Annotated in this window: 22 protein-coding genes; 5 read left to right on the forward strand and 17 right to left on the reverse strand. The window is 67.0% G+C overall.

Annotation, left to right across the window (positions count from 1 at the left end):
• Window positions 1-103 precede the first annotated feature (103 nt).
• Complete coding sequence (locus ABIR74_RS06955) at window positions 104-259, forward strand: hypothetical protein (protein WP_348176379.1); 156 nt, start codon at window positions 104-106, stop codon at window positions 257-259.
• A 207-nt stretch (window positions 260-466) separates the two neighbouring features.
• Here ABIR74_RS06955 and leuS read toward each other — a convergent pair whose 3' ends face one another.
• Window positions 467-2,908 (reverse strand): leucine--tRNA ligase, encoded by a 2,442-nt coding sequence (gene leuS / locus ABIR74_RS06960; RefSeq protein ID WP_348176381.1) that lies wholly within the window; start codon window positions 2,906-2,908, stop codon window positions 467-469.
• A 231-nt stretch (window positions 2,909-3,139) separates the two neighbouring features.
• On the opposite strand from leuS, the gene ABIR74_RS06965 reads away from it, so the two are divergent.
• From ABIR74_RS06965 to ABIR74_RS06975, 3 genes are read left to right on the forward strand one after another with little or no spacing between them, the layout of a single operon-like run.
• Window positions 3,140-4,159, forward strand: a complete 1,020-nt coding sequence (locus ABIR74_RS06965; protein WP_348176455.1) for a ketose-bisphosphate aldolase — start codon at window positions 3,140-3,142, stop codon at window positions 4,157-4,159.
• Window positions 4,159-5,436, forward strand: coding sequence for a diaminopimelate decarboxylase (gene lysA, locus ABIR74_RS06970; RefSeq protein WP_348176384.1), 1,278 nt, complete (start codon window positions 4,159-4,161; stop codon window positions 5,434-5,436). Before ABIR74_RS06965 ends, lysA begins: the two co-directional genes overlap by 1 nt.
• Entirely contained in the window at window positions 5,436-5,966 is a 531-nt protein-coding gene (locus ABIR74_RS06975; protein WP_348176458.1) for a CoA pyrophosphatase, read from the forward strand. The genes lysA and ABIR74_RS06975 overlap by 1 nt, the downstream gene beginning before the upstream one ends.
• Before the next feature lie 33 nt (window positions 5,967-5,999).
• Here the strand turns inward: ABIR74_RS06975 and ABIR74_RS06980 are convergent, their stop codons facing one another.
• The 9 genes from ABIR74_RS06980 to ABIR74_RS07020 form a co-directional block, all read right to left on the reverse strand.
• Entirely contained in the window at window positions 6,000-6,485 is a 486-nt protein-coding gene (locus ABIR74_RS06980; RefSeq protein ID WP_348176387.1) for a cupin domain-containing protein, read from the reverse strand.
• The gene (locus tag ABIR74_RS06985) at window positions 6,482-7,129 is read right to left on the reverse strand and encodes a TetR/AcrR family transcriptional regulator (RefSeq protein WP_348176389.1); all 648 of its coding nucleotides are present in this window, start codon (window positions 7,127-7,129) and stop codon (window positions 6,482-6,484) included. Before ABIR74_RS06985 ends, ABIR74_RS06980 begins: the two co-directional genes overlap by 4 nt.
• A 279-nt stretch (window positions 7,130-7,408) precedes the next feature.
• Window positions 7,409-7,981: a bifunctional phosphoribosyl-AMP cyclohydrolase/phosphoribosyl-ATP diphosphatase HisIE gene (gene hisIE / locus ABIR74_RS06990; RefSeq protein WP_348176392.1), complete on the reverse strand. Its 573-nt coding sequence runs from the start codon at window positions 7,979-7,981 to the stop codon at window positions 7,409-7,411.
• Entirely contained in the window at window positions 7,963-8,703 is a 741-nt protein-coding gene (locus ABIR74_RS06995; protein ID WP_348176395.1) for a HisA/HisF-related TIM barrel protein, read from the reverse strand. The genes hisIE and ABIR74_RS06995 overlap by 19 nt, the downstream gene beginning before the upstream one ends.
• Window positions 8,685-9,287: an imidazole glycerol phosphate synthase subunit HisH gene (gene hisH, locus ABIR74_RS07000; protein ID WP_348176398.1), complete on the reverse strand. Its 603-nt coding sequence runs from the start codon at window positions 9,285-9,287 to the stop codon at window positions 8,685-8,687. The genes ABIR74_RS06995 and hisH overlap by 19 nt, the downstream gene beginning before the upstream one ends.
• Complete coding sequence (locus ABIR74_RS07005) at window positions 9,284-10,900, reverse strand: aminotransferase class I/II-fold pyridoxal phosphate-dependent enzyme (RefSeq protein WP_348176400.1); 1,617 nt, start codon at window positions 10,898-10,900, stop codon at window positions 9,284-9,286. Before ABIR74_RS07005 ends, hisH begins: the two co-directional genes overlap by 4 nt.
• A complete protein-coding gene (hisD, locus tag ABIR74_RS07010) occupies window positions 10,897-12,054 on the reverse strand; it encodes a histidinol dehydrogenase (protein WP_348176403.1) in 1,158 nt (385 codons plus the stop codon). Before hisD ends, ABIR74_RS07005 begins: the two co-directional genes overlap by 4 nt.
• The gene (gene hisG / locus ABIR74_RS07015; RefSeq protein ID WP_348176406.1) at window positions 12,051-12,935 is read right to left on the reverse strand and encodes an ATP phosphoribosyltransferase; all 885 of its coding nucleotides are present in this window, start codon (window positions 12,933-12,935) and stop codon (window positions 12,051-12,053) included. The genes hisD and hisG overlap by 4 nt, the downstream gene beginning before the upstream one ends.
• Window positions 12,932-13,204 carry a YerC/YecD family TrpR-related protein gene (locus tag ABIR74_RS07020; protein WP_348176461.1) on the reverse strand — a complete coding sequence of 91 codons (273 nt, stop codon included), beginning with the start codon at window positions 13,202-13,204 and terminating at the stop codon, window positions 12,932-12,934. The genes hisG and ABIR74_RS07020 overlap by 4 nt, the downstream gene beginning before the upstream one ends.
• An 89-nt stretch (window positions 13,205-13,293) precedes the next feature.
• On the opposite strand from ABIR74_RS07020, the gene ABIR74_RS07025 reads away from it, so the two are divergent.
• Window positions 13,294-14,040: a 1-(5-phosphoribosyl)-5-[(5-phosphoribosylamino)methylideneamino] imidazole-4-carboxamide isomerase gene (locus ABIR74_RS07025; protein ID WP_348176409.1), complete on the forward strand. Its 747-nt coding sequence runs from the start codon at window positions 13,294-13,296 to the stop codon at window positions 14,038-14,040.
• A 304-nt stretch (window positions 14,041-14,344) separates the two neighbouring features.
• On the opposite strand, the gene ABIR74_RS07030 is transcribed toward ABIR74_RS07025, so the two are convergent.
• From ABIR74_RS07030 to ABIR74_RS07060, 7 genes are all read right to left on the reverse strand, one after another.
• Window positions 14,345-14,788, reverse strand: a complete 444-nt coding sequence (locus ABIR74_RS07030) for a heme-binding domain-containing protein (protein ID WP_348176411.1) — start codon at window positions 14,786-14,788, stop codon at window positions 14,345-14,347.
• Window positions 14,789-14,890: 102 nt separating this feature from the next.
• A complete protein-coding gene (gene cofH, locus ABIR74_RS07035; protein WP_348176415.1) occupies window positions 14,891-17,248 on the reverse strand; it encodes a 5-amino-6-(D-ribitylamino)uracil--L-tyrosine 4-hydroxyphenyl transferase CofH in 2,358 nt (785 codons plus the stop codon).
• Window positions 17,249-17,385: 137 nt separating this feature from the next.
• On the reverse strand, window positions 17,386-18,630 hold the full coding sequence (locus ABIR74_RS07040; RefSeq protein ID WP_348176417.1) for an ABC transporter substrate-binding protein: 1,245 nt from the start codon (window positions 18,628-18,630) through the stop codon (window positions 17,386-17,388).
• 92 nt (window positions 18,631-18,722) lie between these two features.
• On the reverse strand, window positions 18,723-19,703 hold the full coding sequence (locus ABIR74_RS07045; protein WP_348176420.1) for a branched-chain amino acid ABC transporter permease: 981 nt from the start codon (window positions 19,701-19,703) through the stop codon (window positions 18,723-18,725).
• Complete coding sequence (locus ABIR74_RS07050) at window positions 19,703-20,464, reverse strand: branched-chain amino acid ABC transporter permease (RefSeq protein ID WP_348176423.1); 762 nt, start codon at window positions 20,462-20,464, stop codon at window positions 19,703-19,705. Before ABIR74_RS07050 ends, ABIR74_RS07045 begins: the two co-directional genes overlap by 1 nt.
• A gap of 122 nt (window positions 20,465-20,586) precedes the next feature.
• Complete coding sequence (locus ABIR74_RS07055; RefSeq protein ID WP_348176426.1) at window positions 20,587-21,294, reverse strand: ABC transporter ATP-binding protein; 708 nt, start codon at window positions 21,292-21,294, stop codon at window positions 20,587-20,589.
• Window positions 21,291-22,004 (reverse strand): ABC transporter ATP-binding protein, encoded by a 714-nt coding sequence (locus ABIR74_RS07060; RefSeq protein WP_348176463.1) that lies wholly within the window; start codon window positions 22,002-22,004, stop codon window positions 21,291-21,293. The genes ABIR74_RS07055 and ABIR74_RS07060 overlap by 4 nt, the downstream gene beginning before the upstream one ends.
• Between the last annotated feature and the right edge of the window lie 75 nt (window positions 22,005-22,079).

The following is a 22,079-nucleotide window of genomic DNA, read 5'->3' on the forward strand; positions in this document are numbered from 1 at the left end:
GCCGGTTTCTCCACACGGATCGGAAGGAGGGCTTGCGTCTCCGAACACCTGTTCGCTAGAGTCTGGAGCCGCCCACCTGTCGAGCAATCGCCGAACGAGGAGCGTGCGCCGCTACGCGACCGCCCCGTTGTCGACGTTCGAGGACACCTTCGACCGTGCCCGGAGCGGCACGATCAGGATCGAGGCGGCCAAGTACCCGCCCGTCTGCGCGGTGAGCTCGGGTGAGATCACGTTTGCACTGGGCCAACCGAGGCGTTGATCATGCACGTCTGACCCGGCGCCTGCAGCTCACCCGAGTTCCGCCTGCGCCTCCTTTTCGAGACGGGAGCTTGCGTCTCTTCCTCGCCGCAGGATCTCGGCCACTTCTCGCACCGGCCTGCTGGCTGCAGGCCCGCCCGTCACCGTCCGCGAGGAAACGAGGGAACGCCAGGCCCGCTAGACACCGTCGCGAAGCGCCCGGCGGGCCTCAGACGACGAGTGATACGAGCTTGCCCGGCACGACGATCGTCTTCCTGAGCTCCTTGCCGGCGACGTGCGCTTGCACGCGTTCGGACGCGAGCACAAGCGCGAGTAGGTCGTCGTCCTCGATCGTCGCAGCGACAGTAAGCCTGTCCCGAACCTTGCCGTTCACCTGCACCACGATCTCGACCTCATCCCGGACGAGAAGTGCGGGGTCGGCCACCGGCCACGGCTGTTCCCACAGCCGCTCCCTGCCTAGCACGCCCCAGAGCTCCTCGGTGACATGCGGGGCGTACGGCTGGATCAGCGAGACAGCGGTCTCGGCCGCGAAACGCGCGTCCTTGCCCGACGGATCCTTCGAAAGGTCGTTGACGAGCTCCATGACCGCGGAGATGCCCGTGTTGAAGGCGTAGCGGCGGCCGATGTCGTCGGTCGCCTTTGCGATCACCGCGTGCGCCTTGCGGGCAAGCGACCCGTTCTCCGGTTCGCCATGCGGCGCGCTCGCCGCAACTTCGTGCACGACCCGCCACAGACGCCGAATGAACCGGCTCATGCCTTCGGCTGACTCCTCCGTCCACTCCATGTCCTCGTTCGCGGGGCCGAGGAAGAGGATGCACATCCTGAGGGAGTCGGCGCCATAGCGCTCGACGAACGTGTCCGGCCCGACTGCTGCGCCCGAGCGCTTCGAGATCTTGGTGTTCCCGAGCGTCACCCACCCGTTCGAGAAGAAGCTGCGAAACGGCTCCCGGAAGCCGAGGTAACCGAGGTCGTTCAGCACCTTTGTCCAGAACCGCGCGTAGATCATGTGCATCGTCGCGTGATCGACGCCACCGATGTAGAGGTCGACCGGATTCCAGAAATCGACGATGTCGCGCGAGAACGGAGCCTCGTCGTTGTCCACGTCGCAGTAGCGCAGGAAGTACCACGAGGAATCGACGAACGTGTCCATCGTCTCGACCTCGCGCCGACCGGGCTCGCCGCAGCGCGGACATGGCACGTTCACCCAGTCCTCTGCCTGCGCGAGCGGCGGCTTGCCCTGCGGCTTGTAGTCCTCGACCTCCGGCAGCACGACGGGAAGTTGGTCGTCCGGGACCGGGACGATGCCGCACGTGTCGCAGTAGACGATCGGGATCGGGCAGCCCCAGTAGCGCTGCCGCGAGAAGCCCCAGTCGCGCAACCTGAAGTTGATCGTGAAGCGGCCCTTTCCTTCCGTTTCGAGCCGCTCGACGATCCTGCGCCCGCCCTCCGGGGCTGGCAGCCCGTCGGCGTCACCCGAGTTGACCAGAACCTCGCCCGTGGTGTGCGACGCATGGGGAAGCTCGACGTCGCCGTCACCGTCGACGGGACGGATGACCTGCCGCACGGGGAGCCCGAACGTCTCCGCGAACTCGAAGTCGCGGGTGTCGTGGGCGGGCACGGCCATGATCGCGCCCGTGCCGTAGTCGGAGAGGACGTAATCCGCGACGTACACCGGCAGCCGCTCGTCGTTCGCCGGGTTGACGACGTGCAGTCCCGTGAAGACGCCTGTCTTCTCGGTCGCTGCGGCCCGCTCCTCCGTCTTCTTCGCGGCGGCGCGGCGCACGTATGCCCGCACCTCCTCCGAGTCGACTCGCGAGACGAGCTCGTGCTCGGGGGCCAGCACGAAGAACGTCGCGCCGTAAAGCGTGTCCGGACGCGTCGTGAACACCGTCACGTCCTCGTCCCACTCGTCGATCCGGAAGGCGACCTCTGCTCCCTCGGAGCGACCGATCCAGTTGCGCTGACGCGCTTTGATCGACTCCGGCCAATCAACAGTCTCGAGGTCGTCCAGAAGCGCCTGAGCGTAGTCGGTGATGCGGAAGAACCATTGCTCCATCACCCGCGACTCGACGAGCGCGCCGCACCGTTCGCAGGTGCCGTCGGCGAGCACCTGCTCGTTTGCGACGACCGTCTGGTCGTTCGGGCACCACTTCACGGGCGCGCCCTTGCGGTACGCGAGACCACGCTCGAGGAAGCGGAGGAACTGCCACTGCTGCCAGCGGTAGTAGCCGGGATCGTGGGTGGAAAGCTCGCGGGGCCAATCGTGCCACCAGCCAATCCGGCGCATCGAAGCGCGGATATTGACGATGTTCCGCTCCGTGATCGGGCGCGGGTGCCCACCTTCTTTGATGGCCGCGTTCTCGGCCGGCAGCCCGAATGCGTCGAAACCCATCGGGTGGAGCACCCGGAAGCCGTTACGACGTCGGAAGTGCGTGACCACGTCGCCGATCGTGTAGACGAGCATGTGACCCAGGTGCAGGTTGCCCGACGGGTACGGGAGCATCTCGAGCACGTACGACTTCCTGACCTCTCCTGCGGCGATCTCCGCCGGATCCGGATTCGGAACGTGAGAGGCCTGCTCGTCGGCCCAGATCTTCTGCCACTTCAATTCGATCGATTGGGGTTCGTAGCGCTCCATCGTCTCCGTCATGTTCGTCGTCGGGGCCCAGAATCCGGGTACAAAAAAGCCTCTCGCGAGAGAGGCTCAGGGGAGATCGCTGCGGCTCCCGCCGCACTTGTCTCCTGATCTATGGAAGAAGCAGCACCATCTTTCTCATCCTACCACTGCCCGTCACACGCGACCAACCGCTTCGCGCCGCCGACGCCGTTGCGGGTGAGTACGCTGGAATCGAAGACGTCCACCACACAGGGAGACCGGAAGATGCCGCTCGTCTCGATGCGCCAACTCCTCGACGAAGCCGCACGTGGCGGCTACGGCGTCGGAGCATTCAACGTCAACAACATGGAGCAGATCCAGGCGATCATGGAGGCCGCTCGTGAGACGTCCTCGCCAGTGATCATCCAGGCGTCGCGGGGCGCACGGTCGTACACGAACGACCTCTTCCTCTGGCATCTGATGCAGGCAGCGGTCGAGCTCTACCCGGAAATTCCCGTTTCGCTACATCTCGACCACGGGAACGAGCCCCAGACGTGCTTCTCTGCCATCGACCTCGGCTTCACGAGCGTGATGATGGACGGATCGCTCGAGGCAGACGGAAAGACCCCGGCGTCGTTCGAGTACAACGTCGCCGTCACGAAGGAGGTCGTCGCGTACGCACACGCGCGCGGCGTCACGGTCGAAGGTGAGCTCGGCACGCTCGGTGGGATCGAGGATGGGCACGGTTCGGGTGAAGTACATCTCACCGATCCCGACGAGGCGGTCGAGTTCGTGGCCGCCACGGGCATCGATGCGCTCGCCGTCGCCATCGGAACCTCCCACGGCGCATACAAGTTCGCCCAGGCACCCGACGGCGAGGTGCTGAAAATGAGCCTGATCGAGGAGATCCATCGTCGACTGCCCGAGACACACCTCGTGATGCACGGCTCGTCGAGCGTGCCTCCCGAGCTCGTCGAGCAGATCAACCGCTACGGCGGTGCGCTCAATCCTGCGTGGGGCGTACCCATCGGGGAGATCCAGCTCGGGATCAGGAACGGAGTTCGCAAGATCAACGTCGACACCGATTCCCGTCTTGCCGTGACCGGCGCAATCCGCAAGGTCTTCGCCGAGTCACCGGAAAAGTTCGACCCACGCGATTATCTCAAGCCAGCCCGTGCGGCGATGCAGGAGCTGATCGCCGGACGGATGCACGACTTCGGGCAGGCAGGGCACGCGGAGGACTACGCGGCGATCCCACTCGACGCGATGCGGGCCGGATACGAAGCGGCAGCCGCGACGGTCTAGTGGGAGGCGTCGACCACGACGTGCTCGACCTTTTTCCCGATTCGGCACGGATCAAGGGCGCAACGCTGACCCTCGGCGGGCTGACTGCCGATGAGCTCGCGGCCGAGTTCGGCACGCCACTCGTCGTCTACTGCGAGGAGACGCTCCGCGCCCGCGCTCGATCCCTCAGGGCGGCCGTCACTGGCGGCCACGTCGCTTTCGGAGCGAAGGCGTTCTCGAACGTGGCCGTCCTGAAGCTGTTCCGTGAGGAAGGGCTCGGGGTCGACGTCGCGTCGACGGGCGAGCTGGCGTTCGCACGGGCGGCGGGATTTCGGGGAGACGAGATCATCGTCCATGGCAACAACAAGGATGCGGCACTCCTCGCCGAGGCGGGAGCCGAGGGCGCAACGGTCGTGCTCGACGCGCCGGACGAGGCCGAGCTCGCCGCCGCCGCGGGCGTGAAGCGGGTTCTGGTGCGGGTGACCCTCGGCGTCGACGCGGACACGCACGAAGCAATCCGCACCGGCCATCATGGATCGAAGTTCGGTCTGCCCGTTACCCAGGCGCGATCGCTGATCGAGGGTGCGCTCGAGTGTGGCCTCGACGTTCTCGGACTCCACGTCCACATCGGCTCGCAGCTCGCTGACTTCGACGCACAGGCCGAGACGATCGTCCGGCTCGCCTCGTTCGCCGCGGGATGTCGGGACTCGCTCGGCTGGGTACCGAAGGTCGCGGATCTCGGTGGCGGGTTCGGGATCCGTCACAACACCGACGAGCACGCCCCCGATGCGGCGACCCTGGCGGCCGGAGCGGTCGAGACCGCCCAGACCGCCTTTAGGGAGGCCGGCCTGCCGACTCCGGAGATCTGGCTCGAGCCGGGCCGCTCTCTCGTCGGCACCGCGGGCGTCACGCTCTACCGGGTCGGCGCGGTCAAGCGATTGCCGGAGCGCACGTGGGTGGCCGTCGACGGCGGCATGTCCGACAACCCGCGGCCACAGCTGTACGAGGCTGTCTACACAGCCGTCTCCGCGACGCGCGCAGACGAGCGCGCGGGGGAGCACGTCAGCATCGCGGGCATGCATTGCGAGTCGGGGGACGTCCTCATCGACGATGTCGCCCTCCCCACCCCGCATCGGGGCGATCTCCTGGCGGTGCCCGCCACTGGCGCGTACACGCTCGCGATGGCATCGAACTACAACGGGGTCACGCGCCCCGCCGCCGTCCTCGTGGGCGACGGAGCGGCGCGCCTCATCCGGACCCGCGAGACGATCGCCGATCTGCTCCGGGCCGAGGTCTGATCACGGCGAGCTTCGAGGATGCGGCTGTTCTTGCGCCGGTGTTCCGGGATGAGGACGGTGTCCTTCGAATCCTGCTCCTCGTGCGCACCGACCGGGGTATCCACGGCGGCCAGATCGGGCTGCCCGGTGGCCGGCCGGAGCCGGGCGACCATGACTTCCTGGCGACCGCGTTGCGTGAAGCCGAGGAGGAGGTCGGACTCCCGCCCGAGAGCGTCGATGTCCTTGCCACACTGGAGCCGGTCGAGACGAGAGAGACGGGCTTCCGCGTGCACCCTTTCCTCGGGCGTGTTCCCGCCGCGTTCGACTGGAAACCACAGCCGACGGAGGTCGCCGCCCTCCTCACGCCGGCTGTGGCAATGCTCGCAGACCCCCTGCTCCGCGGGCGGCATCCGTTCAGATCGACGTACTTCTCCACGCCACTCGAGGTCGAGGGAATCGACGTCGAGGGTCATGTGCTCTGGGGAATGACCCTGCGCATGCTCGATGACCTGGTGCCCCGGTTGCTCGCAGGCGAATGGGATCTCGGCTGAGCTGTCACCCACGGGTCATCACTCTGCGATTGGCTACGGGCCCTCCGGTAACGGCCCGACGAACTCGATGCCGTACTCGCCGACCGCCTTTCCGATCAGGGCTCCCTCGACCGGCGTGCGCGGCGGCAGGCCACCTGTATCCGACGGCAGCGTGATTGCCTTGTAGAACTCCCCGTGACGCGGCGTCGTAAGGATGAGATAGCGGGCGGTCTCCGATTCGATTCGAAAGCCGTGAACGGTTCCGCCGGGGACATGAACGAACGAACCCGCCCCGACCCGAGCGCCTGGCTCGTCCCCGACGTAGAAGCTGATCTCGCCGTCGATCACGTAGAACGACTCCCTGTCATCCGGGTGACGATGGAGCGGAACGGTCTCTCCGCGGTGTGCTCGCTCGTCGACCAGAGCGAATGCGTCATCGGTCTGATCGCCCATCGCCAGAAAGCTCGTGGACGTCTCTCCCATCCAGCGCACCTCGGCCTCGCCCGGCCGATAGACGTAGGCACTCGTGACAGCACTCATGTCTCCTTCTCCTCTCGTTCGATGGTGTTTGTTGGCTGGCGTGAAGGCGCTCTACCGGTTGCCTTCCGTCCAGGCTCGATGCCGAGCCGGCTCGCGACGATCCGCGACGCCTCCTTCGCAGCACGGCTGGAGGAGATTCCCCGCGCCCGGAACGCGCTGTACGTGCGGAAGTCGTAGAACACGCTCACGAGCTGCAGTGTCCGCGCGTCGATCTGCCGACCGCGGATTGCCTCGCGGACGAAGGCCGTCACCGTGGCGCGCAGGTACTCCTCCCACTCCTGAACATCCGGCAGCTCACGCTCTCGAGCATCGCTGTCGATGTGCGCTCCGGCGCGTTCGTAGAAGGCGAAGAGCGCCGAGCCGGCGCGCTCGAGCCGAGCGATGGGATCGACACCGTCCCCGATGACCTCCCGGGCATCCTCGGGGGATGGCGGTGCCGTTCGCTCGAAGAGCAGCTCGCCGCAGGCCGGAACGAGCTCTGCCAGTGTCGGAAAGTGTCGATACACGGTTCCGATCGACACGTCGGCTCGCTGCGCGATGTCCTTCCAGCTCGTTCCGAAGATCCCCTTCTCGGTGTGCAGCGCGAGCGTCGCATCCAGGATGCGACGCCGCGTCGCCTCGCGTGCAACCTCCCGAGAGCTCATGTCGTACTGCCTGGGATTCATCGACCCTTCAAATTAAATGAATACTTCATTCAATCAAATACGACTTCGAGATGCAAACGACCGGCCTCTCTTTCCTCTCACCTGCGTGGCCGTGCCAGGACTGCATCTCGCCCCGTCCTGGCTCAGTGGCGCTCGGCCCGTCACGGAGCGGGCCGCCCATCCTCCCTGTGGAACACGTCTCAACTGGCCTGCCGCGAGCGACGGGGCGTCGGTCGCCGGGTTACTCCGGGCGTTCCGCCGGCGCGGAGAGGAACCGGGTTACGCGGAGCCTCCGTGCCTGCGTCGAAGCTCCTCCTCGACCCGCTCGGGATCGAGGCCGCGCGCAGCGAGCAGGACGTAGCTGTGGAACCACAGGTCCGCGAGCTCCTCGACGAGGCGCTCGTCGGTGTCCGCGACGGCGGCAAGAGCGGCCTCGACGCCCTCCTCTCCCACCTTCTGCGCAACGGCTGCAACGCCCTTGTCCAGGAGCGAGACGACGTACGAGCCTTCCGACCGGGTCGCTGCACGTTCTGCGACCACGCGCCACAGCCACGGGGCGAAGCACGACTCGGCACCCGTGTGACAGGCCGGGCCGGCCGGGTTCACGCGGAGGAGGATCGCGTCGCCGTCGCAGTCGTCGCGGATCTCGACGACCGCCATCGTGTTCCCCGACGTCGCGCCCTTGTGCCAGTACTCCTCCCGGGAACGGCTCCAAAACCACGCCTCGCCTGACTCGCGGGTGCGGCGGAGCGCCTCCTCGTCCATCCAGGCAAGCATGAGCACTCGGCCGCTCGCGGCGTCCTGCACAATCGCGGCCTTCAGCTCCCGTGCGCTCAGATCCTGACGTTCCATCCCATCTCCTTCAGCTCGATCTTCAACTCGGGGAGCCGCTCCGGTCGCTCGTGCACGATCGACGCAATGATTGCTGCCTCCGCGCCGACGTCGAACGCCTCGGCAAGGTGTCTCGCCTCCCCGGCTCCGCCGGATGCGATCACCGGGACCTCGACGGCTGCCGCAACCGCGCGCGTCAGCGGGAGGTCGTACCCCTCGCGGGTCCCGTCGGCGTCGATCGACGTGACGAGCAGCTCGCCGGCACCACGCGCGACCGCCTCGATGGCCCAGTCGACGGCATCGCGTCCACGGGGGGTTTTGCCCGCATGGGTGACGACCTCACCTGCTCGCGCGTCGATTGCGCAGACGACTGCCTGTGAACCGAACTCATCCGCCAGGGCAGTCAATATGGAAGGCTCATCGAACGCGGCGCGGTTGATCGCGACCTTGTCCGCCCCGGCCCGCAGAAGCGACCGCGCATCGTCGAGGCCGGTGACGCCGCCTCCCACGGTGAACGGGATCGTCAGTTCGGCGGAGGCACGCTCGATCAGCCCCAGGATCGGCCCACGGCCCTCGAGCGTCGCGGTGATGTCCAGAAAGACGAGCTCGTCGGCTCCCAGTTCCGAGTACCGCGTGGCAAGGTCGATCGGCTCACCCATCTCGCGCAAGTCGACGAAATTGACACCCTTCACGACGCGCCCGCCGGCGACATCGAGACAGGGGATTACACGCTTCTTGACCATGCCAGCGCGTTCTCGAGAATGCGGGCACCCGCTCGAGCGCTTCGCTCGGGGTGGAACTGGACGCCCGCCACGGCTCCCCGCTGGACTGCCGCGACGATTCTGCCGCCATGGTCTGCCACCGCGACGACGACGTCGTCGTCCGCCGGCTCGACGGCGTAGCTGTGAGCGAAGTAGACATCCTCGCCCTCGAGGCCGTCGACGAGATCGGCGGCCTGGGTTACCGCGAGGGTGTTCCAGCCCATATGGGGCACCCGGGTAGCCTGGACGCGTCGCACCGGGCCGGCGAGGATCTCCATGCCCGTTCCTCCCTCGTCGCTCGCGCCGAAGAGGAGTTGCATGCCGACACAGATGCCGAGTACGGGCCGGCCGGCCGTGACGCGATCGAGAATCGCTTCGTCGAGACCGTTCAGCTCGAGGCCACGCGCCGCGCTCTCCACGTGCCCAACGCCCGCAATCACCGCGAGTGGCGCCTCGCGCACCTCGGCGGGATCGACCGTGATCGAGGGCGCCGCGCCCGCACGCGAGAAGGCGGCGGCCACCGAACCGAGGTTGCCGGCACCGTAGTCGGCGAAGACGACCCTCACGCAATTCCCTTTGTGGATCGGATTCCGCCGTCACCGGGGGCGACAGCGTGACGAAGAGCCTGACCGAGCGCCTTGAAAGTCGCCTCGGCGATGTGGTGGTCGTCGGCTCCCGCCGACTCGACATGAACGGTGCAGCCTGCCTGCATGGTGAACCGCTCGAGGGCATGAGGAAGTAACGAGACGGCGAGTCCGCCAACCCTGTCGCCCGTGAACGCCAGTGAGATCTCCGCATGGGCGCGCCGCACGAGATCGACCGCTGCCATCGCGCGCGCCTCATCCATCGGCACGACGGCCGAGCCGTAGCGGGTCACGCCCTCGCGCGTGCCGAGGGCCTGCTGGAGGGCGTCTCCGAGCGCCGCAAGGACGTCCTCGACGGTGTGGTGCTCGTCGACGTCGAGGTCACCACCGGCAACGCAGGCGAGATCGAACCCGGAGTGGAACGCGAACAGCGTGAGCAGGTGGTCGAGGAAGCCGATGCCCGTGCGGATGTGCGACCGTCCGCTGCCGTCGAGGCCGAGCGTGATCCGGAGTGCCGTCTCGGTGCTCGTACGGATAATCGTCGCCTCTCGCCCCGGCGCAGCGCCTGACGCGATCCCGAGCGCCGTCAGGAAGACGTTGTTCTCGGACGGTCGTCGGAGGGTCACGCGGATGCCGTTCGGAAACGAGCGAACGATGATGCCCTTCGCCTCGAGAGCGCCACCCAGGTCGGCGTCGGAGCGAATCCACACGAAGTTGCCGGCCACAGGAGGGGCGTCGAAGCCGCCAGCTACGAGGGCAGCACGGACTCTCTCCCGCTCTTCGACCTCCGAATCGAGGTCGTATCGCGGATCGAGGAGCGCGGCCGCTGCGATGCGCGCCACAGGAGACGAGATCGGCGCCGGGGCTCGGCGCGCCTCGAGCACGGCGGCAGTGTCGGGTGCGGCGACGGCATAGCCGACGCGAAGACCCGCGTAGCCGAACGCCTTCGACATCGTGCGCAAGACGATCAGATTCGGGCACTGGTCGAGCCAGGGAACGACGGACTCGCCGCCGAACTCGATGTACGCCTCGTCGACGATCACCGCGGCGCTCGGGTGGCGCCGGGCGAGCTCGACGAGCTCGCATGCTGGCGTCACTTCCCCGGTTGGGTTCTCCGGGTTGCAGCGCCAGATCAGGCTCGCCCCTTCCGTCTCCGCCACGGGATCCGCCCCGCTGAGCAACGTGACGGTGCGGTAGAACGAGTAGGTCTGCGGGAACATGGCCGCGGTGCGGCCCGGCCCGAGATACGTGCGGGCACAAAGCATGATGAGGTCGTCTGCGCCTGCACCGATCACGACCTGCTCCCACCCCACGTGCGTACCCGAGCGGTCGTTCACGTAGCCGGCCGCTGCCTCGCGAAGCTCGCGGTAGAGGCCGCTCGGGTACTGATCGACCGTCGCGAAGCTCTCGGCAAGAGGGATCTGGGCAACGCCTGGAAACGGTGGCGTGTTCTGATCGAACTTCAGCACCTCGGCAACCGCGAGACCGTAGCGCGCGGCGACCTCATCCACCGTCGCCGCCCACTTGTAGGGGGCGAACTCGTCGGAAAGCGGGATCGCGTCGGGACCACGCGGGGCATCGGCACGCGTGCTCATGCTCGCCCCAGTACCCGCTCGGCCGCAGCTGCATGGAGCGGCAGCCCCTCGGCCCGCGCGATCGGCCCGACGACTCGGGCAGCGGCCTCGGCGCCGGCAGCCGTCGTCCGAACGACCTGCAGGGGCTTCATGAACGTCTCGAGGCCGAGGCCACCGGAGGAGCGCGCGAGCCCGCCCGTGGGAAGCACGTGCGTCGCTCCCGCTGCGTAGTCCCCGATGACAGCCGAGCCACCGATGAACACCGAGCCAGCATTCCGAACACCGGTGAGGAGAGCCTCGGGATCGGCAACGTGAAGCTCGAGGTGCTCGGGCGCGAACGCCTCGGACCGCGCCAGCGCCTGAGCCAGAGAAGCAACCGTCTCGACGCTGACGTTGTCATATTGAGCAACAAGCTTAGAGACCCTGTCGGACAGCATGGCATCCGTGCTGAGCAGCAGCGCCTCACTGTCGCTGCCGTGCTCGGCCTGGGCGAGGAGATCAGCGGCGCACGCGTGCGGGTCGGCCGACCCGTCGGCGATCACGATCACCTCGCTCGGGCCTGCCGGGATGTCGATGCCGACACGAGTCGAGACCAGAAGCTTCGCGGCCGTGACGTAGGCGTTGCCCGGGCCGACGATCCGGTCTACCGCCTCGATCGTGGCCGTCCCGTAGGCGAGTGCTGCCACAGCCTGCGCCCCGCCGATCGCATACACCTCGTCGAGGCCGAGCTCGCGTGCGACGACGAGCGTGGCCGGGACGGGTGTTGGCGTGACGACTGCGATGCGTCGCACTCCGGCAACGAGCGCCGGAACGGCCGCCATGACGAGCGACGAGGGCAGCGGGAACGTACCGCTCGGAACGCAGATGCCGACCGAATCGAGAGGAAGCCAGCGTCTCTCCGATACGATGCCCGGTGCCGCCTCGACGGATGTATCGATCGGCCTCTGCGCCTCACTGAACGTCCGAACAGCGAGAATCATGGCCCTGAGCGCGCGGAGCACATCGTCGTCGACCGAAGCCTCTGCGATCGCAGCCGCCGAAACCCTGAACCCATCCGGGCGAGGGCCGTCGAAGCGCTCTGTCCACTCGAGCACGGCCTCGTCGCCTCGCGCCCGAACGTCCGCGACGATCGGTGAGACGACGCCGATCGCGTCATCGAGTCCTGCCCCCCTCACGGAACGAGCCGCTCGATCGGCAGTACGAGGATCGAGGTCGCCCCAGCATCGCGCAGCGCGGGCAGTAACGACCAGACGTCGTCTGCCGCCACCGCAGCATGCACCGCGATGTCGCCCTCGCTCGCCAGGGTGAGCACCGTGGGCGCGCCCATGCTCGGGAGCACGGCGCGAATCGCAGGCAGCGTCTCGCTCGTCGCGTTCATCATCACGTAGCGCCGCCGCCGGGCTGCGACGACGCCGGAGAGCATCAGCTCGAGCCGTTCGACGAGATCCGCCTGCTCGCGCACCGCCAATCGACCGCCGATCAGGACGGCCTCCGACGAGAGGAGCGTTCCGATCAGACGCAGTCCATTCGCGCTTGCGGTCGAACCCGTCGAGACGAGATCGACGATGGCATCGGCGAGGCCGAGCCTCGGAGTCGCTTCGACCGAGCCCGAGACGGTGATGATCTCCGCTTCCACTCCACGCTCTGCAAGGAGCATTCGCGTCGAAACGGGGTAGGCAGTGGCGATCCTGAGTCCTCCGAGACTCTCGATTGCGGTCTGCGGCGCATCGTTCGGAACGGCAGCCTGAAGCGTGCACCGAGCGAATCCCAGTTCTGCGAGCGTGACGACGTCTGCCTCGGCCTCGACAACGAGGTTGGCACCCGTGACGCCCAGATCCACGACGCCGTCCTGGACGTACTCCGGGATATCGCTCGGCCGGACGAGCAGCAGGTCGACCGGCGCGTTGGCGCACGGGACTACCAGGGAGCGCTCCGTCGCCTCGAAGGAAAGACCGGCGTCGGCGCAGAGCCGAAGGGTCGTCTCCGCCATGCGCCCCTTCGCCGGCACGGCCAGAGTGAGCCTCCCGTTCTGGCCTGCGCGCGTGAAGGCACTCATCGCTTCACCCGGTCGAGCGCAATGCGGTAGCCACCAGCGCCGTGACGCACCCACTGAGCCACACGCGTCACCGTTGCCGTGGACGTCGGAACCCGCTCTGCGATCTCCACGTAGGGAACGCCCTTATCGACGAGACGGGCCGTCTGCCACCGATGCGCTAGGGCCTCGAGCTCGGACCGCGTACAGAGATCGCGCAGGAACGCCGTCACCTCGCCGTCGGTTCGAAGCGTGCGAAGCGCCGCCGCGAGCTCGGAGATCCCATCGGCCATCTTCTCGGGATCCACGGGCCGCGAGCGGTCGGCAGGGGTCTGCGAGGATGTGTTCGTGCGGGCCATCTCCTACATGGTAGCATGATAACGTGCTAACACAAGAGTTCGACGTGATTCCCGCGATCGACGTCCTCGAGGGGCGCGTCGTCCGGCTCGCGCAGGGGCGGCGCGAGGCCGTCACGATCGAGGGCGGAGACCCGGTCGAGCTCGCTCGCCGGTTTCGCGACGAGGGAGCCCGCCGTCTCCACCTCGTCGACCTCGACGGTGCGTTCAGCGGCACGCCGACGCTCGATCTCGTCGAACGGGTCGCGCGGGCAGGAGGCCTACCCCTCCAGGTCGGCGGTGGCTATCGGACACCGGAAGTAATCGCCTCCGCACTCGATGCGGGCGCCGATCGCGTCATGGTCGGAACGGCTGCGCTTTCCCCCTGTTTCCTCGCGAACGCCACCGACCGGTTCGGCGCTCGCCTCGTCGTCGCGATCGACTCCCGTGACGGCAAGGTTGCGGTAGACGGGTGGACGCGCACTGCCGAGGCAACGCCGGCGGACTTCGCACGCGATTGTGCAAGGGCCGGCGTCGCGCGACTCCTCGTGACGAGCACGGCGCGCGACGGTTCGCTCGCAGGGCCCGATGTCGAACTGCTCGCCGACGTCCTCACCGCGTCACTCCCCGTGATCGCGGCGGGCGGCATCTCTTCGCTCGAGGATCTGCTCGCAGTACGCGGGCTCGGCTGCGAGTCGGCAATCGCCGGGAGCGCCCTCCTCGCGGGGCGCTTCACGCTCGTCGAGGCGCGGGCACGGCTCGCGCAGTCCGACGAGCACGAACGCCCTCGGTAGAGCCCGATCCCGTGGCTGATGCCTGTGCAGTTACCGATCCCGCAGCAGCAGAACCAGCGCCACCTCGGACGCGCCCTCGTGCCCGCAACTCGGAGCAGCACATCCCTCGGCCTTGCCACGGGCACGAGGAGCGCGATAGAGGACGACTCGGCCGTCCGGCGCGTCGACGTAGCGGTGCGGGACGGCCCAACGAACGCGACCGCGAAAGACGCTGCGTCTGAGCACAGACTCGCCGGGCACGAACGGAGGGTGCTCAGCGTGGTCGCCGCCGGAAACGCGATCAGCGTCCCCGGAGGCTCTCTCGCTACCGGCCAGGCGGGTCGGCCTTCCAGCTCGCGACGACACCGGCCTCGAGTTGCTGCCGCTCCGTGTCCGTGAGGCGTGCCTCGGCATGAAGCGCGCGGTAGTAGAGAGGCGGCATCTCCTTCGCGCGGATCACATCGATGACGTCCTGCAGGTCGGCCTCCTGGGGCCGCTGCCATTCCGAGAAGTTCAGCTTCGCGCGTCCCTCCTCGACGTCACGGCTCGTCAGCCAGGAGATCGGAGCGATGCTCGTGTACCACGGCCAGTTCGTGAGATTCGAGTGACAATCCATGCAGCCACCGCCTGCAAGCGTCCGCGTGTCGGGCTCGTTCCACTTGATCTCCCGGACCGTCTTCGGATTCCGGTGGTCGCGACCAGAGGGCACGAACTGGATGACGAGGACGACAAAGACGAGAAGAAGAAAGAGTCGGAAGAGGCTCCGCATCGGGCAAGCATGACGCATGGAACGGACGTGCGGCGCGCCGAGACGCGATCCCGCGAGCCGCGAAGCGTTCGAAGACCGGCCACGCGCGCCGGACACTGTCGCCTACGCGGTCGTGACGAGCCCGGGGCGAACGAGACGCGTAGGACGCTCGAGGCCGGCTTCACGGACGGGCGGGTTGAGAGGCTCACTGAGCGGAGTAGCGCCGAACGACCTCGCCACCTGCTCTGCCGGAGGCACCCCGTAGGTCGTTGTCCGTTGGCGCGGCACCCTCCCCGCGGACCGGATCAACTCCTCCATCTGCTCGGGCGGGAGCTCCTGCCCCCACTCCGACCCGGCAGCGCGGGAGATCGACTCGTTCATCAGCGTTCCACCGAGGTCGTTCACACCGGCAGCGAGGGCCTGCCTGACCCCCTCCGGGCCGATCTTGACCCATGAGACCTGGATGTTCGTGATCAGCGGATGCAACGCGAGTCGGGCGACTGCGTGGGCGAGCAGCGCCTCACCAAAGGTCGGCCCACGGCGCGCGAGCCCCTTGAGGTACATCGGGGCCTCCATGGGCACGAAGGGAAGGGGCACGAACTCCGTGAACCCGCGGCTGCGCACCTGCTGCTCGCGCGTTCGCATGATGTGACGTGCCCAGTGCCGCGGGCGCTCGACGTGGCCCATCATCATCGTCACGTTCGAGCGCAAACCGACGCGATGGGCCGCGTCATGCACCTCGAGCCACTGATCCGTCGAGACCTTGTCCGGGCAGATGAGGGCGCGCACGTCGTCATCAAGGATCTCGGCCGCGGTGCCGGGCAACGAGCCCAGCCCGCAGTCGCGGAGGCGCGCGAGGTACTCGTCGAGGGAGAGGCCGAGAGTCGCAGCACCTTGCCAAACCTCGAGCGCAGAGAAGGCGTGGATGTGGATGTCCGGCAACGCAGCCCTGATCGCCGTGACGACCTCCGCGTAGTACTCGCCCGTGAACGCCGGATGGATCCCGCCCTGGAGGCAGACCTCAGTAGCGCCCCTCTCCCACGCCTCCTCGGAGCGACGCACGATCTCGTCCAGGGGTACGAGGAAGGCGGGGCCGCGCAGGTTCTCGGCGAGCTTGCCCTTCGAGAAGGCGCAGAAGCCGCATTTGAAGTAACAGACGTTCGTGTACTGGATGTTTCGCGTCACGACGTAGGTGACCTCGTCGCCGCAAACCTCGCGCCGAAGTCGGTCGGCCGCAGCGAACACGCGCTCCCGCTCGGCTCCTCGCGCCGCGAAGAGCCGCTCGAGCTCCGCAGGGCCGAGCTCCTCACCCGACAGCTCGAGCGGAAGCGCATTCCGACCGACGAGAAACGGCACGGTCACAGGCTCACCCGGAGCCCAACGATCCTCGCGCGCGAGCCCGAGCGCATCTGACGCTCGACGAACGCCAGGACGAACCTTCGGGTCGACCCAGCGATCGAGATCGGCGACGTATTCCGGATAGAGCGGCAGGCGCGGAGCAAGTGCGAGGCCACGCGAGGCGACCGCTTCGCGCAGTCGCTCCACTGCGGGCCACGGTGCCTCCGGATTCACGTGATCGATCGTGACGGGCGAGACGCCCCCCCAGTCGTCGATTCCCGCGTCGAGCAGGAGCGGGAAGTCGTCATAGGCGAGATTCGGCGGTGCCTGAAGGTGGCAGCCGGAGCCGAGCAGAACGCGTGCAGCGGCGATCGTCCAGAGTTGCTCGCCAAGGGCCGCATCCGGATGATCGGCCATTCTCGTGGCGGGCTTCGCGCGGAAGTTCTGCACGATTACCTCGCCTACGTGCCCGTACTCCTCACCGAGATCCCTGAGAGCGGAAATCGCCTCGAGCCGCTCGAGCCGTGTCTCCCCGATACCGATCAGGATGCCGCTCGTGAACGGGATCGCGAGCTCGCCAGCGAGGCGCATGGTCTCGAGGCGAACGGCGGGGACCTTGTCGGGCGACGCCCAGTGTGGGCCTCCCTTCTCCGAGAGACGGTCGGAAACCGACTCGAGCATGATCCCCATCGACGCGGACACTGGCCTCAGAAGCTCCAGTTCTTGCCTGCTCATCACTCCCGGGTTCAGGTGAGGGAGGAGGCCCGTCTCGTCGAGGACGCGACCTGCGCAGTACGCGAGATACTCGATCGTGCTGCCAAAGCCAAGTGCAGCAAGCTCCTCACTTGCGGCCCGGTAGCGCAGCTCGGGCTTGTCGCCGAGCGTGAAAAGCGCCTCGGTGCACCCTGCCGCCGCGCCAGATCGCGCGATCTCGAGCACCTCGTCGACCGGCATGTACGCCCGCTCCCCACGCCGGGGCGGCCGAGCAAACGTGCAGTAGCCACAGACGTCACGGCACAGGGTCGTCAAGGGGATGAAGACCTTCGGCGAGTACGTGACGAGGGGCGAACGACGGAGCGCCCGCGCCTCTGCCATGAGGTCGTCGAGGGGTGCGGCGAGTATCTCGGAGACGAGGTGGTTCATCGGCGCGGTTCTCGGTTCGCCGGGCGGTCTCCTCGCGCCGGAGTCTCAGCATAGCGGGGTCAGGTCTTGCACGTTCCCCTCACGAGCCCTGCCGCACAGACGAGTGCGGATCGGAGTGGAACGTGCAAGACCTGACCCTACGAGGCGCGGTAACCCCAGAGCCCGCCGAACGAGCTCCACGCGTTGTTCTGCCACTTCTGCAGGAGCATCTGCTCGACCGGGTAGTGATCCTTCCCGGCCGTCTTGACCGCGATACCGGGGAGCATGAACGGGTTCCCCGCCGACGTGAAGGTGTCGAGCGTCTTGCGCAGGGACTCTCGGGTCAGGTTCTTGCCTGCCTTTTTGAGCGCGTCAGAAACCGTCCAGGCGGACGCCATGCCGTAGACGTGAAGCGGATCGGAGGCGTTCGCGCTCGGCGCGTACTTCTTCATGATCGACCGATAGAGCTTCATCGCCGGGTCGTTCTTCCACTTCGGGTCGGTCGGATCCTTGAGGAACTGGATCGAGATCGTGCTGTTGACGAGCTTGTTCTGGCCGGCCGACGAGGCGATCTGCATCGTCGTCGACGCGGAAGCAACCGCGTTGTTGATCACGTGCTTCGGCTTCCAGCCGAGCTTGTTCGCGAACTGGTACGCCTGAATCGCGAACGTCGGCGTCGCGAAGATCGCGAGCGTATCGGCACCCGACGCCTTCAGCTTCGCGATCTGCGAGGCGACGTCCGGTGACGTGACCTCGTACGGCTGCGCTGCGATCACCTTCACCTTCGAGCGCTGGAGGCCTCGCTTGAGGCCGCCGAGGAGATCCTTGCCGTAGTCGTCGTTCTGGAACAGCACCGCGATCTTGGCGCCAGGGGCAGTGCGCGCCAGGTACTTCCCATACACCCAACCCTCGGCCTGATAGCTCGGCTGGAATCCGATCGTGTACGGGTACTGCGAGTAGTCCCTCCCCCACGTCGTCGCGCCCGAGGCGACGAACAGCTGGGGCACCTTCATGGCGTTCAGATACGGCCGAACCGCGACGTTGTGGGCGGTGCCGAGCGAGTTGAAGACCGCGAAGACCTTGTCCTGCTCGACGAGCTGCCGCGTCACGGGAACGCTCTGCGCCGGGTTGTAGGCGTCGTCGGAGTACTTGTAGGTGATCTTCCGGCCGTTGACACCGCCCTTCGTCGCGTTCAGGTACTTGAAGAAGGCCTCAGCTCCTCGCGCGACCGAGGCGTACTGCGACGCCGGCCCGGTCAGCGGCGCGGTGCCACCGAGGAGGATCGAGTTGTCCGTGACGCCCGGGTCGGCGCCGCCGCGCACGGTCCCGGCGATCGCCGCGGTCACACCGAGGGCGAGTGCTGCAACGAGCGAAACGCAGGTCATGATCAGCTTTCGGTTCATCGGGGCCGGTCTCCTTGATAGTGCTTCACGTCGGTTTCATCGAATCTCACGCACGATGGTAGCCCTTGAGTGTTAGGGCTTCGGAAAGATTCTCAGCGCCGTACGAGCTGCTGCAGCCGGGCGATCACCCCGGACGCCCCTCCCGGCAGCACAAGGATGAGCAGGATCAGCGCGACGCCGTAGACGACGGCCGGCGCACCGGGTGACTTGGAGACGTTCTGAGCCCAGAGAGGCATGAACTGGATGAAAATCGCGCCGGCGATGAGCCCCTTCAGCGAACCGAGACCCGCGACGACGATGCCGACGAGGAGGAAGATCGAGAGCGTGACCGGGTACGTGTCGGGGTTGACGAATGTCGTCGTGATCGCAAAGAGCGAGCCCGCAGCACCCGCGTAGGCCGCGCTGATTCCGAAGGCGAGGACCTTCGTGCGCGTCAGGCTGATCCCCGATGAGACCGCAGCCGTCTCGCTGTCGCGGACGGCGCGGAACGCGCGGCCCGTGCGCCCTCGGAGAATCAGCCACGCGACGACATACCCGACGAGTGCGAGAGTCCAGCACAGGTAGTAGAGCCAGTTGTTGAAGTCGAGCCCGAATCCGATGATCTCGACCGGCGTGAGCGACGCGGTCAGCTCCGGCGTACCGAACAGGTTGACGCCCGTGCCTCCTCCCGTGAACCCCTCGAACTTCTTGATCACCGCGGGGGTCGCAAGCGCTACTCCGAACGTCGCGAGGGCGAGATAGAGCCCCGAGAGCCGGGCTGCCGGCAGCCCGAACAGAACGCCGGCAACGCCGGCGACGACGATCGCGAAGGGGATCGTGGCGATGTCCTTGACCCCGTGATCGATCATCAGGATCGAGGTCGTGTAGCCGCCGATCGCCATGAAAGCGCCGTGACCGAGTGAGATCTGGCCCGTGTAGCCCGTGAGGATGTTCAGCCCGGTGAGGGCCACGACGTAGACGCCGACGTAGGCGAACTGCTGCGCACGGAAGTCGTTCACGAACGCGGGAATCACGAAGACGACGCCGCTGAGGGCCGCAAACACCGCGAGCGTCTTGAGCGTTGCCCGACTCATCAGACCTTCTTCACCACGGTCTTACCGAAGAGGCCGGCGGGACGCAGTAGGAGAACGCCGAGGATGACGAGCAGCGCCGCCGGGAGCTTGAGTTCGGATCCGACGAAGTCGACGTACGTGCCGAGGAGGTTGAGACCCACGCCGAGAATCAGACCGCCGACGACCGCGCCGATCGGCGAGTCGATTCCGCCGAGCAGCGCAGCAGCGAAGGCGTAGATCAGCACCGCCTGCATCATGTTCGGATCCAGGAAGACGTTCGGCGCGGTCAGCATGCCGGCGATCGCTCCGAGCGTCGCAGCAAGCCCCCAGCCGAGACCGAGCATCCAGGGCACTCGAACGCCGACGAGACGGGCTTCCGATGGGTTGACCGCTGCCGCACGCATCGCGAGGCCGATCTTCGTGAACCGAAAGAAGGCCGACACGACAAGGACAGACGAGAGACACACGGCGATCGTGCCGATGTCAGACCACGAGATCGCGACACCGCCGATGTCGATCGTGCCCGCCGGGAAGGGACTCGATACGGCCCGCACTTCGCCCGACCAGATCCAGAATGCGAGGCCGTTGAGCAGTAGGAGCAAGCCGATCGTGATGATCACGACACGGATCTGCGGGCCTCGCTCGACCGGCCGGATTACAGCCTGGTGGACTCCGACGCCGCCGAGAAACGACACCACGAGGGTTATCGCAAAGGCGGGCCAGTACGAGATGCCGTGGTTCGTCGTGAGCGTCCACGCGATGTACGTGGAGAACATCGCCATCTCGCCCTACGCGAAGTTGATCACGCCCGTCGCGCGGTGGATGAGGACGATCGCGAGCGCGAGGGCTCCGTAGATTCCGCCGGAGGCGAGACCCGAGACGACCTGCTGGAAGAAGGCAGCCATCAGTAGCCGAGATAGCTGCGCCGCACAGCCTCGTCTCCCTTCAGCTCGGCGCTCGTTCCCGATAGGGCAACCGTCCCGACCTCGAGCACGTACGCCGTCGCCGCCGAGTCGAGCGCGATCCGCGCGTCCTGCTCGACGACGAGCACCGTGAGCCCTTCTTTCTCGTTCAACTCACGGACGATCCGAAAGATCTCCCGCACGATCAGCGGCGCGAGACCGAGTGACGGCTCGTCGAGCATCAGCAGTCGTGGTCGCCCCATCAGCGCTCGGGCGAGCGCTAGCATCTGCTGCTCACCCCCAGACAGCGTTCCGGCGCGCTGCTCGCCGCGATCGAGGATCCAGGGGAAGTACGTTGCCATCCGCTCGATGTCGGCCTTCACGGACCGGTCGCGCCGCGTGTACGCGCCGAGTCGCAGGTTCTCGATTACGGAGAGGTCCGTAAACGTCCCCCTTCCCTCCGGGACGTGAGCAATTCCCGCCTTCGCCACTGCCTCGGGCCCACTCCGCAGCGGCTTTCCTGCGAACGTAATCTCGCCGTCTCTCTTCACGGTGCCGGAAACCGCGCGGAGCGTCGTCGTCTTGCCCGCTCCGTTGGCCCCGAGAACAGCGACGACCGTGCCCTCGGGCACGTCGATGTTGACCCCGCGGAGGGCCTGCACCGGGCCGTAACGCGCCTGTACCTTCCGGAGCTCGAGCAGCGCCGTCACTCGTCGACCTCGCTTCCGAGGTAGGCCTCGATCACGTCTGGATTCGCCCGAACCTCGGCCGGAGCCCCGTCCGCAATCTTGCGGCCGAAGCTGAGCACGTTGACGTGATCGGAGATCCGCATCACGAGCCCCATGTGGTGCTCGACGAGCAGCACGGTCAGCTCGTGGTCGTCACGGAGCCGGAGGATGAAATCGCCGAGCTCCTCCACCTCCTCGTGGTTGAGGCCACCCGCGGGCTCGTCGAGGAGGATCAGGCGTGGCTTGGCGGCGAGCGCGCGCGCGATCTCCACCCGCTTCTGGACGCCGTAGGGCAGCGACGCTGCGAGCTCGCCGGCGCGGCCGCTGAGGCCGACGTAGTCGAGCGTCGCGCGGGCCTCCTTCTCGCCGACCCCTCGCCCCCGGCCGTGCGCTCCGACGAGCACGTTCTCGAGCACTGACATCGACGTGAACAGGTTGATGTTCTGGAACGTACGGGCAATCCCGTTCTCGACGACTCGATGGGCAGGCACATCGAGAAGCGATCGCCCCTCGAGCTCGAGGCGACCGTCGTCCGGCGTGTAGAGACGCGTGATGACGTTGAACGCGGTCGTCTTCCCGGCACCGTTCGGCCCGATCAGCCCCGAGATGTGACCGGCCGCGACATCGAATGACACGCCGTCGAGGGCAACGATGCCGCCGAAGCGCAGGGTGATTCCCTCGACCGAGAGCATTGTCGCCACTGAATCGGGGAGCCTACTGTTCTGAGCGGTTGAGGTGAAGTGCGACTTGTCGGCTCTCGGGAACGA

The organism is Gaiella sp. (assembly GCF_039915195.1).
GTDB lineage: Bacteria > Actinomycetota > Thermoleophilia > Gaiellales > Gaiellaceae > Gaiella.